Source organism: Sphingobacterium sp. 1.A.4 (assembly GCF_002734245.1).
Taxonomy (GTDB): domain Bacteria; phylum Bacteroidota; class Bacteroidia; order Sphingobacteriales; family Sphingobacteriaceae; genus Sphingobacterium; species Sphingobacterium tenebrionis.
Genome location: NZ_PEAZ01000001.1, coordinates 67210 through 83060, shown reverse-complemented (window position 1 = coordinate 83060; position 15851 = coordinate 67210). Strand labels below are relative to the sequence as shown.

Here is a 15851-nt window from a genome sequence, read left to right as displayed (position 1 = left end):
TCATTCTCCGAGCAATAACCGAGCCTTTCGGATATTGGCGTCAAAAACCGATAAGGACAAAGATTCTTCTAGAAAATTGCCTTTTTTATGGACTATGGTGCCTATCTATCGGAACTCGAAAAGATCATTATCCACTGTTGGGCAAGAGCCATCCCTTGGTTATAAAATGCACCTGCCAAAAACCGGAAAAGGAGTATGGGAAAATATTTTCCCATACTCCTTTTTAATCCAACAATAAGCGTCCTTTGCGGTGCCCTTGCTTGCAGCGGCAGCCATTTTTATGAACGAACGGTCAAGCTGCCCGCTGTTGATTTATTTCTTCAGATTGATAAAGTCCACCATGATCTTCGCACTTTCATCCAGAACGAAATCGTATTCTATCTTGGGTTGTGGTTGGCCCTCTTCCCACAATGGTTTTCCCTCGAAAGCTAATTGCTTATTGATCCTATCACGTAATTTCAAACGGTTCTTTTCTCGTTCAGCCTTCAGTTCCGCTTCATTCAGGCTTACGGATGGCATCTGTTCCGCTCTATTGAATTCCTCGATATCTTCCAATAGGAAACTGTAGGCTGGTGATTTCTGAACACGGGCCTTATGCAGGGTTTCCAATTTGCTGTTGGTTCCCGTCAGTTCCCGGATCTTTGAAAAATTGGTCGGTTTGATCTGGTCCCAGGGCAATGCCGAAGGCTCTGAACTTTCTCCGAATTTCTCCGCGGTATACTGGGTCGGAAATGTGACATCCGGGGTGACCCCCTTATGTTGGGTGCTGCTTCCGTTGATACGGTAGAATTTACCCATCGTAATATTGATCTGCCCAAATTCAGGTGCTCCATTAGGGGTATCCGGATCATTGTTACCAGCTGCTTTGATCAAAATCTTATTGGTTGCTGATATAAATCGGGACATATCCACCGCACTCTGAACCGTACCTTTACCATAGGAGGTTGAGCCAAGGATGACACCACGACCATAATCCTGGATGGCACCTGCGAAAATCTCTGAGGCCGATGCCGAGAAACGGTTGATGATCACACCAAACGGACCTTCCCAGGCCAAGCCCGGTTCTTCGTCACTATCCACCTGGACGCGGTTCCTGGTATCACGAACCTGTACAACAGGTCCTTTGTCGATGAACAATCCGGTAAGTTCTACAGCTTCTACCAAAGAGCCGCCGCCATTGTTCCTCAGGTCCATTACGATAGCGTCGACCCCATCGCGTTTCAGGCTGTCGATGATCAATCGGACATCTCGGGTGGTACTCTTATAATCCGGGTCCCCTCTTCGGACTGCCTCAAAATCTATATAGAATTTCGGAAGGTCGATTATACCAACTTTATAGTCCTTTCCATCCGTTCCTTTCACTGTTTGGATCTTACGTTTTGCGGATTCCTCCGAAAGGACGATCTTCTCGCGGGTTAGTGTGACTGTTTTTGGCGGGGTGGACAATGCCGCTCCGGCAGGTAGAACCTTCAGGCGGACAACCGTTCCTTTCTTACCTTTGATTTTTGCGACCGCCGCATCCAAGCGCCATCCGATAATATCCTCGAACTCACCGTTTCCTTGTGCTACTGCAACAATGCGGTCATTGATCTGCAGGGATTTTTCCTTAAATGCAGGGCCTCCGGCGATGATCATCTTGATGGTCACCATTTCGTTTTCCATCTGCAATTGGGCACCGATACCCTCCAGCGTGTTAGACATGCTCTCGTTGAAACCTTGTGCCAAGGATGGGTTAAAATAGTTTGTGTGCGGATCCACAGCGTCCGTAAAAGAAGTCATGATCACTTGGAATGCATCATTGGCATTCGTTTTTTTGATCTGGGATATCAAGTTGTTGTAACGGCTGCGCAAGGACTCCTTGCTTTTATCCAGGTCGAACTTTGCTGAATCCGTTGATGCCAACTTTAGGTTCAGAAGATCATACTTGACCCTTTTGCGCCATTGGTCCTTCACCTCTGCAGCGGTTCTGAACCAAGGTAGTTTCTCACGAAAGCTGGTGTAGTTTTCATCCAAGGTAAAATCGTGGACTGCATCGATCTGTGCCAAGGCATAGTTCATGGCCTCAATATAGCGGTCCACATATTTGCTGAAAATGTAGAAGGTGCTTGTGAGGTCCCCTTTTCGGAAATCCTGGGAAATGCTGTTCTTGTACTGTTGGAAGTCATCGATGTCCGATTGCAGCAGATAGTTTTTTCCTGGATCAATTGTCTCGATGAGGTTGTTGTAGATTATGTTCGACAGGGAATCGTTCATGGTGGCTTTCTTATAGCTGACATTCTCCAGAAGATTCGCAACCTCCTTTGCTATGATTTCATGCTGTGTGGTCGGCCTCAGCTCCATTCCCTGCTTCTCCAGGTTTACTCGTGGTTTTGCGCCGCAAGCGACCACTGAAATCAACGCGAGACAAAAAATAAGATTTTTAAACATATATGTTCCTGACTTTAGATGTAATTATTTCCTTGTTTTATCAAAATATGTTAAAATTAATCAAAATTTCAACAATCCTGCGTTGCCACAACGTAAAATAATCATGCCAATTGTCAAAAATTCGTGGTTTTAAGTTTATTTAACCAAAAATCGACATTCATTCTCACATTTCTCCATACTGGGTCCGGTGATGTCTATACGGATGGGTTAATGTGGGCAGGAAAAGGACATGGGTATTTGGACAGCACTGTTATAGGGCGGCGAGGCTTCAAGGGAAGACTTCTCGGCGCAATTGCCAATAGTCCACTAGAGCGGATTCTGCTTCTTTATAATCCCCCAATTTCATATAGGTGTCCCCCAGTTTATCGGAGATGGCCAACTGAAGGATTTTATTGTTCTCCCGATTGGCCATGGACATGGCTCTTTCCAGTTCCAGTTTGGCCACACTATAATTCTGCTGGACATACTTGGAATACCCCAGCATATATTCCATTTCGGCCAAATCGTTCCGGTAATCCCTGGAAATGGCAAGCTCCCGGGCCTGGATAAGGAACCACTGCGCCTGGGTGTGTTTGTTCTGAATCTGGTAGATCCTTGCCAAGCTTGTCCATGCGTTGACTTTTCCCATGGTATCCTTGATCTTATTATATAGGGGGATGGCCTTTCTGATGATCGTGTTCTCCGCTGCACGGTAATTCCTGCGGTCCGCCTCGCTGCGTGCTATGGCGACCAGGATATCAGCCTGGTCCTTTATATCTCTGTTGATGGATGCACTGCTCAAGTAGCTCTCCTGCAGGGCAGTGGCTCCATTGTTGTCCCCGATATACAGCAGGGTGTTTGATAGGTTGAACTGGAGCGCCATACGTTCGGATCCGGGCTGCAGACCGCTCATTCCGGACCTCAGGACTGAAATGGCCTTGGATGTCTCCCTGTTCCTAAGAAGTTCAAGGGCAAATTCGTTGGCGATCCCTGCTGCCAGGGGCCTGTTGTTGTTCTGTTGTAGTTTATTGATCAATTCCTCCCATTGCTCTGTGGAGCTGGGCAATGGGTTGATGTTCTGAAGGATATACCCTTTGTTGGAGGTGCTCCTAAATCCTTCAATGAGTTTTTGGTAATCCAGATGGTGAGAAATGGAGTCAAAGAAGTCGGATTTCTCCCTATAAGTATCCACCAGTACCTCTTGCTGGCTCCTTGGTGCAGGGAGAACGTATACTTCGGGACCAATGCCATCGAAGTCTGTGTTGTACTTTGTGACAAATCCAGATGGGTCCAAGGGTACCTTGCCAGGTGTCTGGGCATGCGCCATCATCCCTATGATACAGGTGCCCACCAAGGCCAGCCAATATTTTTTCGATAAATCCGGAATATAATTCATATGGTCCAAATCTACAAAAAAATGTACTCAGTAGGAAAATTGCAAATTGGCGATGGATGTCCCACCGGTTAGCTTACAGATTAATCACTTTTCAGGTTATCGGTTATGTCTTACGCGCGGAATCCCGGTGACAAGGCTCATACAAAAAAATGATCCATGCTATTGACAGGATGTATAAATAATCGGATGTTTGATCCATAAACCTTATAAGAATGGAATTCGGAATCAGAGAGATTACTTCGGGGGATCCGGTCGTTTCGGATCTGCCACAGGACTGGCAGGACTCCCTGTACAAGATCCTGTTCATCAATGAATCCGGCTGCAGCCTACGGGTTAACGGAAAAAAAGTGGAGCTAGAACCCCTAAGCCTGGTCTTCCTTGCAAAAGGCATAGGGATTGCCCCTTGCAAAGGGGAGTCACGGATTTTCCAGATGCTCTATTTCTCCCAGGGGTTTGCTGCCCGGACCGAGGATGAACTTTCCTTTTTGCTGAGCTTTGGACCACTTCAGAAAAGTTTGCAGGGGTATACCATATTGAAGCTCACCGAACAATATTCGAGTTACTACCATTTAATGGTCAGCCATCTGGAAATGGCAAGGTGCAATTACAACCGTGCCATCTACCGGGATCTTGCTTTCAATATGGTAAGGCAGATCCTGTTGATGGGACATATCTATCTGCAGCAGTCCGAGTATGCCCCAGTGCACTCTGCCGATAACGAGTCCAGACTGGTCAGCGAGTTCCGTATCCTTGTCCAGAAGTCAGTCCAGAGAGAGAGAAAGGTTTCCGGATATGCCGACCAGCTCAAGGTAAGCCAGCGTAAACTCACGCAGATCACCAAGAGGATAACAGGCAGGACCCCTAAGGAGCTGATCAACGAGCATCTGGGTGATCTGGAAAAACGGATGCTAGCCGATGGGGACAGGAGCATAAAGCAGATTGCCTGGGACCTTGGCTTCAGGGATGTGAACAATTTCAGTGCGTCATTTTCCAAAAGGTTCGGTATATCACCCAAGGAATTCAGGAAAAAATGGAGATTGTAACATTTGTGGGTCAAATCGATTTTTTTTTTTTATCCGGTGGGCCCATGTGATGAAAAAAAAACTATATTTAGTCAATCAGAAAAAGGAGGGGAAATGAACAGGATCATATTATCTTTGTTGTTGTTGATCGGAGCCGGCATCATGGTTTCCAATGGGCAGAGCGTAAGGTTGAACATCGTACTGAACCGCGTCCAGAACCTCACCATCCATCCACAGCAGGAGCAGATCACGCTCTCATATTCCAATATGGATGATTATAGGCAGGGGGTCCAGAGCCTACAACTTGCCCATATTTCTCTGTTCAGTACCGAGGCATTTGAGGTCAAGGTCAAACTTGCCAACTCCGAGTTCATCAGTCTGGATAGCGGACCAGGTCGCAGACATCCGCTCTCTGGAATCAGGATGAACGCAAGGGCTGTCGTCCATGATGGGGACCTCTCGATGAACCAGGTCAGCCTGGATAACCGAGAGTCGGTCTTTATATCTTCCGGCCGTCCGAACCTCGGGGCCACATTCGATGTGACCTATATCGGTCCCAGCGGTAGCGACCTCCTTGACTTGGCATCCCAACAGCAGGCCCTCACACTGACCAATGACATCCTGTACAGTATCGAGACCAGGTAGGGCTCTTCAAGGTCCCCTTTGTGCAAATGGGGATTGTGGATGGTGGTACCTATGCTCTCAGTGACATTCCTGGAAATCGATCTGATGCCCATCCGGATGGTAGCGTACGCTTGTAGAGATGTGACTACATAAATTCCAACGGAACGTTTTTCATAATTTTTAAGCATAAAATCATACTTTTTTTTAGGCAGATACCTCTAGTTTTGCATCATCAATTTCAACCGGCATCCAAACATGGTAGGGTTGAAATAGAATCTTGAACAAACTTAACTAGATAGAAAAAAATGAAAAAAATGATCCTGATCGTTGCAGTTATCCTAGCTGGCATCAACATGGTGAACGCGCAGACAACTTCCGGTAGCGCAAAAGTAAAAGTGAACGTTATCCTTAACCCTTTCCAGACCATCAGCATTGGTTCCGGTGCTGGGCAGGACGGTCCGGTGAGCAGTGGGTATGATGATGAGGTGACCTTGGAATATAAAAACACCCAGGACTACAACAATGGAGTGGAGAAGAACGTCCTAAGGCAGCTCAAAGTTTCATCCGTTGGCTCAGGTTATCAGGTGAACGCAACTCTTTCTGATGGGGCAAAGCTTAAGAAAGCCCAGGGGAGTGGTGAGGATCTAGTGGATGCCAGCCAGGTGCTGAAGATTGCCGTTGGCAATAAGCAGACCCTGGATGCTGCTGCAAACATGAGCTGGGGTCCATTCGGCAGCTCCAGCGGAGCGGAATCTTCCGTACTTGACCAGGAGATCGATGTGAAATATATCGGAAAGCCGATCACGAATGCAGATCTTCTCAGAAAGATGTTGAACAACAAGGAATCCATTGCGAAATATTCAGTGGATGTGGTTTACACGATTGCTGCAAACTAATCATCCAAGAAGTTTTTCTGAAAAGCAGGGCCATTTAGGATGGATCCCTGCTTTTCTGTATACCTGGTAAAATTATATAATAGCATGAAATTTATTTACGTTCTCTGCCTAATGGTGCTCTCGGGGATTCATTGTGGCCACGCCCAGACAGGTCTTACTGCGGGTCCCCCCAGGATCTATTTTGTATCGGAGCCGGGACAGGAGCAGGTCCAGTTCGTGGAGGTGAGCAATCCAAGTGCGGACTACGAACTGCAGTTGGCTGTTTCGTTCGAGGACTGGTCCTATTCGGAACTGGGCGAGAACCAGCTCTCAACGGGTGGGTCGCTTTCCAATTCATGTGCCGATTGGTTATCCGTTTCAGAAAAGTATTTTTCGCTCAAACCCGGTGAATCCAAACGTATCCAGCTCCGGATGAAGGTCCCGGAAAACGGGGCGGTGGATCCGGATGTTCCGGTTCATACAGCCATGCTGTTCATCACCCAGATGAACCCAAGGGCCCGCCAGGAAAGGGATGGGGCGAATATCCGGCTTGCGGTCCGCTCAGGGATCAAGGTCTACCATAGATTTCCGGCAAGGGAGTCGATCGATCTGGAGGTCACCGATCTCAGGCCCATACTTCTGGATAGCATTGGACGATTCCTGGAGGTTAGTTTCCGCGTTGAGGGAAACGTGTGGGTCGAAGGAAGGATCAGGGCCGAGTTCCTGAACCAGCAGGATGGGAGCAAGACCCAATTGCAGGACATAAGTCTGTACAGCCTGCCGGGGGACCGAAGGAAACATTACATCCCTATACCCCAGGATCTCTCAAAGGGCAAGCACCTGGCTTCTGTGATGTTCCTTTTCGAGGACCAGGACCTGGTGAAGATCGCGGAAATCGAGTTCAATTCGGAGGAGTGAAATGGGTGGATGCTGCAGATCCTTCGTGGGTTTTATTTTCTTATACCTAGTGAACCTTGGCCAGTTGGGGGCTCAGGTACAGTTCACTGTGTGGTCGGATAATTATTTCCAAGTCAGTTCGTACCTTGGAAGGACCACTCCAGAGCGATTCAATTCCTTCCAGTTCAATATCTCCGGACAGGGAACCATTGTGCCCAGGTGGAGCATTGGGGTCAGGGTACTTGAACCGATCGTCCCCATTTCCGGAGGGCCCAACCGGTCGGGTAGGGCCTTCCCAAGCGAAAGGATTTCGCTGCAGTGGACCCTGGATGACAACCAGTCCGTTTTTTCCCTCGCCGGGATTGGAGCATCACGCAATCCGATTAAACTTCAATCCTCATCTGAGGTCCGGTTGATCGAATCCTCCGGCCAGCCATTGGCTTCGCATGGATCTCATTATGTTCAGTACAGGCTTTTCGGCCTACTGAAGGTCGAGCCGGGCAAGTACCTGGAGGAGTACCTCAGTACGGACCAATATAGGCATATCAAGTACAGGATCCCATTGGTCTTCACACTGTATGATGCTCAGGGGAAGGTTTTGGGTATGCAGCGGGTGAACTATGAAATGCAGATGCCCCCCAACCTTAGCGATGGTGGAATGGTCGATGTAGAACCGGATTTCGGATTCTTTTTCTCTCCCCAGACTGCCACCGCGAATTTGGAGTTCAGGAATTCCAGAGATTATGCACAGGGGGTCTCCCTGACCATCAATGATGCCCTCAAAGTGAATTCCGCGACCGATTTCGAGGTCAGGGTCAGCTCGATGGATAGTGAATTCAGAGGGGTTAATTCGTCTTTTATTCCAGTTTCCATCCTTTCGGTTCAATTACTGCCGGGCCAAGGCTCGATAATTCAGTCGAACCCCAGGACTATAATCTCCCAAAATGAGTCCCTATTGGCAAGCTGTCTTTCCTCGGATAAGGGAGTCGAACGCAGATTCCATCTGGAGTACCAGGCAAAACCGACCATACAGCAGATCAAGGGGCTCTCCATGGGGAGCTATCAGGTCTCCATCCTCTATCTTTTATTACCCAGGTAATGAAGGTAAAAGTAACCATCAAACATGTTTTTTATATCCTGGAGGCCCTTTGCCTGACCATCACGTGCTGTTATGCCCAGAGCTCGAAAGAATGGCCGCAGATAACCGTCCAAAGGGAAATGAGCGTGCATCCAGGGATCAATTCGCTTGATCTGAGCATCAGTGCCTCCCAGGTCGAAGGCTTCAAGGGCTCGGTTAGGCTTGCTCTTCCCCAGGGGGCAGATGTTCTAGGTCGGGAACTGATACCATTGGAGATCGGGGAATCACAGGTGCGTTATTTTTCCATCAAGTTCCGTATGTCAGGGCTTCACCTGGCCCAGGATAAAGAGGCGATCCTGGAACTCATGGACTCCACGGGCAGGATCAGGGAATCTGTAGGGATCAGGCTTACGGTCCCCTCCAGACGTTTGGTGAGGATGGCAAACGAGACCCTGTTCCAGTACATCAGGCAATTGGGTGATTCCATTGAGACCAGGGTCAGGGTCTCCAATCTGGGGACCCGGCGCGAGGTGGTGAAGATCGTATACTCCTCTGATGACAGGATAGGTAAAGCAGAATTCCTCGAATCCACCATTGAACTGGGCCCGGGAGAAGATACCCTGATCAGGCGCTCGATCATCGTGGAAAGGTATATACTGCAAAGGAGCCAATATACCGTGAATGTGAGCGGAATGTATCAGAACAGTGATCTGGTGGACAATATTTCTCTTGTCTTTACCAGCCTTTCCTCCCATCGGGACTTCGCCAGGATGTTCCCCAGTGATGCATCAAGGGCATGGCAGACCCCTAATTTTATGGAACTGCAGGCGGACAATCTGGCCAGTCCGCTGCCAACCTACCATCTCAGGGCACAGGGGGACTATACGCTGATGGGGAGCAGGACGCACTTCGGTGCGATGATGTACCATGTGAACGGCATGTCGCGGCCGGTCATCAGCAATACCTACATGGAGATGGCCCTGGGAGGGCATGTGCTCACACTTGGAAACATCCAGGAATCTCTGGAGATGCCAGTGTATGGAAGTGGGGTCCGGTATTCCCATCGGGATACCTCTAAAACGATCTCCTATACCCTGGCGCTGCTGGAGAGATCCTCCGATCTTCTTGCCGGACTATACGGACAAGGGCTAGGCCATGCGGCATACGCAAAATTTGAAAAGTGGGTACGCCCTGCCGGTAGGATGGCATACCAGGCAGAGGTTGTGATGGAACGGAATGATCTGGACAGCACCAGAAGCCTTTTGGTTTACAACCAGTTCGATCTGTTGGCCGCCAGGGCTCCAAGAGGTGCCAGTCTGAAGGGCAGACTTGGTTTTGGGCTCCATGGTCTCCAGGGTGAAGGGGAAGGGCGCCGGCACTTTATCCCTTCGGCTGCCGGTGGGCTCAATTTTACATGGCAGCCCGGGAAATGGCAGCTCAACAGTGAAGGGTTCTACAGTTCCCCTTACTACCCCGGGAACCGAAGAGGGACCCTGCAGGTCCTGAACAGACTATCCAGGAACTGGAGAAAGGCCAATTTGAGCTTGGACCAGACCTTCATGGACCAGAATCCGAGCTACCTTTCGTTGAATTCCTTCCTTTACCACCAGCGTTCCTCCAGGATCTCTGCTTCGGTCTTTGCCCCCTTAACTCCACGGATGAACATTGGCTTGGTCCCCAGGTTGCTTTCCGAGCAGACCAGATTGCAGACGGCCCTTGGCGAGAGCATACTCCAGACCAGGTCAATGGGACTGCTGTTCTCTGGGAATCTACGATCTTCTGATCTGAGGCACCAATTTAACTTCTCCCTGGAGAACGCTCTTGTCGACCGTAAAGGACAGGATGAAACCGATTGGGCGATGCGTGCGGACCTTGGATATTCCTATGGCGAGTTTGCAATGAACGGCTCCTACCAAAAGGGAGCCATGCAGTCATTGGATCTGATTGGAAGTAGTTCAATGGTGGGCCAGCCCGACCGTTTTTCGGTCAGTGCCCGGGTGGGGGGTAAGCTCCTGGATGGAAGGTTTGGGTGGAATGCCGGATCCATGGCCTTTCTATCCAGCAGCAACGGAGATAGTTATGGCGTCAACCTCGGCCTGAGATACCGTGCCATGCCACGAACGGAAATCCAGGGGAACCTCCAGCTTAGCAGGAACTCCAATGGGAGAGGGGATGCCTTCATGTACAACAACCTCCGTCTGGGCGTTCGCCAGATCCTTCCCTACAGGGATCCGATGTCCCCACGGATCAGACGGGGGAATATCCAGGTGCAGTGCTTTTTCGATAGTAACGGAAATGGGATCTTTGATCCCGATGAAAAACCAGCGGGGTCCTATAACTTTTCAATGGGGGATTTCCTGCTGACGACCGATCAGCAGGGGCTATCCACCTTTTCCTCTCTTCCCTATGGGACCTATAAACTGTACTTTCCCCCTCGGGAACAGTATCTTGCCGAAACCAGGATACTTGATCTTGACCATAGGAAGGTGGAACTGCGGATTCCTCTGCGTCTGGGGGGTGAGGTCCGGGGACGCCTTGCGATCGACTATGTCCCGGGCATCAGCAGAAGGGTAGATTATGAACTTAGGGACATCCGTGTCCTTGCTCTCTGCGATGGTGGGAGGTACGAAATGATGTGCGATTCCAATGGGGAATTCAGGGCAAGCCTGCCAGAGGGGACCTACAGCATCCAGGTGGACCTGCAGAGCCTACCTGCGGACATTGTCCATAATGGGAAGGGGACCGAGGTGCACCTGCGGCCAGGTAAGATCGCTGAAGTGCCCGTTATACATCTTTCTGTACGAGCAAAAAGGGTAGAAGTGAAGAGGTTCGGTACTCCTTGATTTTGGTGAATGGATCCGTCCGCACATGAAAGGGACCAGATCCCCCAGGGCCAATGGGATGTTCCAGTCAAGGTACATCCCATTGCCAGGGTATAATAGTTTAAGTGTTGGATCAGAGTATGTCGTTTTCTTTCTCGCCCTGTGGGAATAATATCTCCATTAATAGCAGGTAGTATCCCTTTTCCAATCCCAGGCTTTTGGCTTTTTCTTCGAGCGTTTCCATATGCTATCTTAATTTTGGTCCGATAATATATTTCCATATGCCAAATACAGGCCAAAATCCATCGAAATGATTATTAGGGATTTTTTTTGGATTTTCGTGCCACACGATGATTCTTTTTAACCAAATGACCTGCCGGATTAATTCATATGTAAAAAAAATCGACCGACCGGAAAATGGATGAAGGTCGTGATGTATAGTTTTTAGGACAAATATTCCCGTTACGGTTCCACTTAGCATATTATTTAACCCTGAGGACAGTTGTCCGGTGATTACAACATTGGCGCAAGGTTCCCTGGACCAACACCTTTTAAAATCAAAAAATCGTATAATTGTATATGTCTAAGATACCTCTGGCCGAAAGGATGCGGCCTAAAGAACTTTCGGATTACATCGGCCAGGAACATATCATGGGTAAGGGGGCCGTTCTCCATGACGCTATCAGCAGCCAGAATATCCCCTCGATGATCCTATGGGGGCCTCCGGGTGTCGGAAAGACCACACTTGCCCTATTGATCGCCCATTCGCTGGATCGCCCGTTCTATTCGCTTAGCGCGGTACAATCAGGGGTGAAGGATGTCCGTGAGGTTATCCTGAAGGCCGAGCAGATGAGCGCCTTCAACCAGGAGCGTCCCATCCTGTTCATAGATGAGATACACAGGTTCTCCAAATCACAACAGGATTCCCTCTTGGGAGCTGTGGAAAGGGGGACGGTGACATTGATCGGGGCGACCACGGAAAATCCATCCTTTGAGGTTATCTCTGCGCTTTTATCGCGCTGCCAGGTCTACGTACTGAGGGAGCTCGGAAAAAAGGACCTTATCCGGATCGTGGACCGCGCCATGCAGTATGATGAATTCCTCAAACAGGAAAATCTAAAAATCGAGGAGTACGAAGCCCTGTTGCAGCTTTCGGGAGGAGATGCCAGGAAATTACTGAATATTCTGGAGCTGGTGAGCAAGGCAGCAGGGCATCTGGGTCAACCCGTGACCAATGAGTTTGTCGCTAAGCACGTGCAGCAGAACCGGCTTCGATACGATAAGGACGGCGACCAGCATTACGATATCATATCGGCCTTCATCAAATCCGTCCGTGGTTCCGATCCGAATGCGGCTGTCTACTGGTTGGCCAGAATGATCGAAGGTGGTGAAGATCCAAAATTCATTGCCCGTAGGCTGCTTATCCTTGCCTCTGAAGATATCGGGAATGCAAATCCCAATGCCCTTCTATTGGCCAACAACTGCTTTCAAGCGGTGACCGTGATCGGATGGCCGGAATCAAGGATAATCCTTTCGCAAACAGTGACGTATTTGGCCAGTTCGGCAAAAAGCAATGCGGCATACGAAGCCATTAACAAAGCGCAGGCCCTCGTAAAGAAAACGGGAAACCTAACCATTCCTATCCACTTAAGGAATGCCCCGACCAAGCTCATGAAAGAATTAAATTACGGTACGGATTACCTCTATGCACATGCCCATGCCGGGAATTTCGTGGAACAGGAATTCATGCCCGATGAACTGAATGGACATAAATTATACGATCCGGGGAAGAACCCTGCGGAGGATAAATTGAGGGAATCCCTAAAGGAAAAATGGAAGGGTAAATATGGCTATTAGATTTTTGTTTACATTTGTGTATTGGGCAATAGGGATTTCCGATTTCTAATCATATTTATGAAAGCTTAACATGCTAGAAACTTTTACAACGATCGATTTTGAATTGGCGACGGCAAAATACAATAGCGTTTGTGCAGTGGGTATTGTGAATGTCGTAAGTGGAGAAATCAGCAATGAATTTTACAGTCTGGTACGACCGCCAGAGAATAAATACATGTGGCAGACCTCCCGTGTCCACGGGATAAAGCCCAAACATACAGCAAATTCACCTTCCTTCATCCAGATCTATCCGATCATAAAGGAGATGATCCAGGGCCAGCATATGGTGGCCCATGATGAACTCTTGGACCGATCGGTACTGAAAGAGACCATGGAGCACTATGGACTGTGCTATCCGGAGCTGATGCTGCCGGATAGCTGGGACTGTACAAGCAAGATCTACCGTTCCTACGGCTTTGAGCGGACCAAATTGAGCATATGCTGCGAACTTATGGGCGTTGAACTCAAGCACCATGATGCCCTTTCAGATGCCAGGGCGACCGCAGAACTTTTCCTGAAAAAGGATGCCGCCATGGAAATGATGAGGTCAGGGAAGGTCTACTAACTTGGCAGTCCATTTTATTATTAATCAAATATTATTACTTGCCAAGGTGAACTATTTCCTTTTATAAAGGTTATCCATTAAAGGATCGTTTTCATCTAGCAAAAGATTAGGGGAAGTCCCTAGACCAATACATATGAGTAAAATTATCAACGTTATACTTTCAGGCGGTGTCGGCTCCCGGCTATGGCCATTATCCCGTAAATCAAGACCAAAACAATACCTTCCTATTTTTGAAGGCAAGACCCTATTTGGACTGACCGTCGAAAGGAACCTCGAGGTTTCCTCGAAAGTCATCCTGGTGGGCTCCAGTTCCAACAAGGACCTGGCCGAACCATATCTGAAAAATGTAGAACACGATATCATCGCGGAGGCTGCCCCAAGGAATACGGCTGCTGCCATTGCCTTCGCCGCTTTCCATGCCGAACCGGATGATATCCTGGTGGTGACCCCGTCGGACCACCTGATCGAAGGCCAGGAAGCCTATGCGGAAGCCATCAACCAGGGGATTATGTTTGCCCAGCGGGGGTTCATCGCGACGTTCGGTATCATCCCCTCGAGACCGGAAACCGGATATGGCTATATCGAACACGATCAGAACAACGTTCTTTCCTTCCGTGAGAAGCCAAACGAGGATACCGCAAAGGAATTCCTGAAACAAGGGAATTTTCTCTGGAATTCAGGTATCTTCTGCTTTAAGGCAGGGGTCTACCTGGAGGAGTTGATGCGTTTTGAGCCAAAACTCTACAATGCATCAGAGGTGGCATTCGAGTATGCAGTGGACCTTGTCCTGGATGAGGACCATTCGATGAAGATCCCATCCAAGAGTATCGATTATGCCGTGCTGGAAAGATCGGACCTGATCAAGGTCGTCCCTGCCAGTTTTGAATGGTCGGATATGGGCGCTTTCGATTCGCTTTATACCTATTACAGGACCAAAGGGCACAAGCAGGATGAGAATGGCAACATTGTTGTGGGATCAAAAAAGCACACGGTATTTGTAGGGCTCAGCAACTGTATGCTGATCAGTACGGAAGATGCGGTTTTGGTGCTGGATAGAAGTCGTGCGCAAGATGTTAAACAGGTTTACGAAGCCTTAGAGAAAGATAATTCCGGATTTGTGTAGATACGTGTTGTATCGTTTAAGTATCTGATTGTAGCGTTTAGGGTTCAGACTTCGTTAAATACTTTATAGAAGCGTATTAATACAGTATTGCTTTTGCTACAAGTAGCCTGTAAACCAAACAATTTTTTACAAAGAAATACAACAACATGGGATTCTGGTCAAATTTATTTGGAGGAAACGAGAAGGAAAGGTCGCAGAGCGGTTCTCACCATAACAAACTAGCATGGATTGGTTGGGATATGCACAATCATATCCTGCCAGGAATTGATGACGGAAGTCAGGATGTCGAACAATCCATTGAATTGATAAAAGGACTCCAAGAATTGGGAATCCATCGTAGTATCTCCACGCCACATGTCATGGCCGGTGTGCATAACAATACTCCGGAGAGCATTTCCGGATCGCATGCAACCCTTCAATTTGCATTAAAAAATCAGAATATAGACTTCCAATTGCACTTCAGTGCGGAATATATGATTGATGATCAGTTGGATCAGTGGATAGAAAGCAATAAACTTTGCTTAATGGGTGAGAAATATATGCTGATTGAGATGTCCTATCTATCGGAATCCAAAGCCTTGTTCAGTATCATCAAATCCATCCAGGATAAGGGTTATCAGCCTATATTAGCGCATCCAGAGCGTTATAATTATTACCATAATAATTTCAAGATTTTTGAGGACATCAAGAATGCGGGCTGTATGCTGCAGTTGAACCTGCTTTCCATCAGTAAATATTATGGCGAGAATGTGAAAACCGCTGCATTGACCTTGATCCGTTCAGGGATGTATGATTTTGTGGGTACTGATATGCACCATACTAGGCATTTGGAGGCGTTGAAGCAGGTGGTAAGTAAATATGATGTGCAGGACTTGCTGAACGAGAATCCGATCAGAAATGCGAACCTTTTTTCGGATAAAGTGAGGAATATAGCTTGATGTTCGATCTTCGATCAGAGATCGAAGATTAGATGTTAGATAATAGATAATAGAGGAGAGATGCCGTGGGCATCTCTTTTTTATTTTGATCCATTCTGGTTTTATTTCATGATCGACATATGTTTTAATGCAATTATCGTCATTTCGAGGTGGTACGACGAAGCAATCTTTGGACTAATCGAAAGATTGCTTCGTCCCTCGCAATGACG

At 48.1% G+C, this 15851-nt stretch carries 13 protein-coding genes; 10 read left to right on the top strand and 3 right to left on the bottom strand.

Features of this window, described 5'->3' with window-relative positions; translation table 11 throughout:
- Positions 1–312: 312 nt before the first annotated feature.
- Both CRJ00_RS00410 and CRJ00_RS00405 read right to left on the bottom strand, forming a co-directional pair.
- Positions 313–2427 (bottom strand): carboxy terminal-processing peptidase, encoded by a 2115-nt coding sequence (locus CRJ00_RS00410; RefSeq protein ID WP_099364966.1) that lies wholly within the window; start codon positions 2425–2427, stop codon positions 313–315.
- A gap of 268 nt (positions 2428–2695) precedes the next feature.
- Entirely contained in the window at positions 2696–3802 is a 1107-nt protein-coding gene (locus CRJ00_RS00405) for a tetratricopeptide repeat protein (protein WP_099364965.1), read from the bottom strand.
- Positions 3803–4014: 212 nt separating this feature from the next.
- On the opposite strand from CRJ00_RS00405, the gene CRJ00_RS00400 reads away from it, so the two are divergent.
- From CRJ00_RS00400 to CRJ00_RS00385, 4 genes are all read left to right on the top strand, one after another.
- Positions 4015–4845 (top strand): helix-turn-helix domain-containing protein, encoded by an 831-nt coding sequence (locus CRJ00_RS00400; RefSeq protein WP_099364964.1) that lies wholly within the window; start codon positions 4015–4017, stop codon positions 4843–4845.
- A gap of 36 nt (positions 4846–4881) precedes the next feature.
- Positions 4882–5469, top strand: coding sequence for a hypothetical protein (locus CRJ00_RS00395; protein ID WP_099364963.1), 588 nt, complete (start codon positions 4882–4884; stop codon positions 5467–5469).
- 284 nt (positions 5470–5753) lie between these two features.
- Positions 5754–6344 (top strand): hypothetical protein, encoded by a 591-nt coding sequence (locus CRJ00_RS00390; RefSeq protein ID WP_099364962.1) that lies wholly within the window; start codon positions 5754–5756, stop codon positions 6342–6344.
- A gap of 84 nt (positions 6345–6428) precedes the next feature.
- Complete coding sequence (locus tag CRJ00_RS00385; protein WP_144038050.1) at positions 6429–7241, top strand: hypothetical protein; 813 nt, start codon at positions 6429–6431, stop codon at positions 7239–7241.
- 102 nt (positions 7242–7343) lie between these two features.
- Here CRJ00_RS00385 and CRJ00_RS18570 read toward each other — a convergent pair whose 3' ends face one another.
- A complete protein-coding gene (locus CRJ00_RS18570) occupies positions 7344–7556 on the bottom strand; it encodes a hypothetical protein (RefSeq protein ID WP_144038049.1) in 213 nt (70 codons plus the stop codon).
- A 226-nt stretch (positions 7557–7782) separates the two neighbouring features.
- Here CRJ00_RS18570 and CRJ00_RS18565 point away from each other — a divergent pair, with 226 nt between their 5' ends.
- The 6 genes from CRJ00_RS18565 (at position 7783) to CRJ00_RS00355 (ending at position 15642) form a co-directional block, all read left to right on the top strand.
- Positions 7783–8319 (top strand): hypothetical protein, encoded by a 537-nt coding sequence (locus CRJ00_RS18565; RefSeq protein WP_144038048.1) that lies wholly within the window; start codon positions 7783–7785, stop codon positions 8317–8319.
- Positions 8319–11141 (top strand): hypothetical protein, encoded by a 2823-nt coding sequence (locus CRJ00_RS00375; RefSeq protein WP_099364959.1) that lies wholly within the window; start codon positions 8319–8321, stop codon positions 11139–11141. The genes CRJ00_RS18565 and CRJ00_RS00375 overlap by 1 nt, the downstream gene beginning before the upstream one ends.
- 558 nt (positions 11142–11699) lie before the next feature.
- Positions 11700–12977, top strand: coding sequence for a replication-associated recombination protein A (locus tag CRJ00_RS00370; RefSeq protein ID WP_099364958.1), 1278 nt, complete (start codon positions 11700–11702; stop codon positions 12975–12977).
- A 70-nt stretch (positions 12978–13047) separates the two neighbouring features.
- Entirely contained in the window at positions 13048–13581 is a 534-nt protein-coding gene (locus CRJ00_RS00365; RefSeq protein WP_099364957.1) for a 3'-5' exonuclease, read from the top strand.
- A 133-nt stretch (positions 13582–13714) separates the two neighbouring features.
- The gene (locus tag CRJ00_RS00360; RefSeq protein WP_099364956.1) at positions 13715–14704 is read left to right on the top strand and encodes a mannose-1-phosphate guanylyltransferase; all 990 of its coding nucleotides are present in this window, start codon (positions 13715–13717) and stop codon (positions 14702–14704) included.
- Between the two features lie 146 nt (positions 14705–14850).
- Positions 14851–15642, top strand: coding sequence for a tyrosine-protein phosphatase (locus CRJ00_RS00355; RefSeq protein ID WP_099364955.1), 792 nt, complete (start codon positions 14851–14853; stop codon positions 15640–15642).
- The last annotated feature ends 209 nt before the right edge of the window (positions 15643–15851 follow it).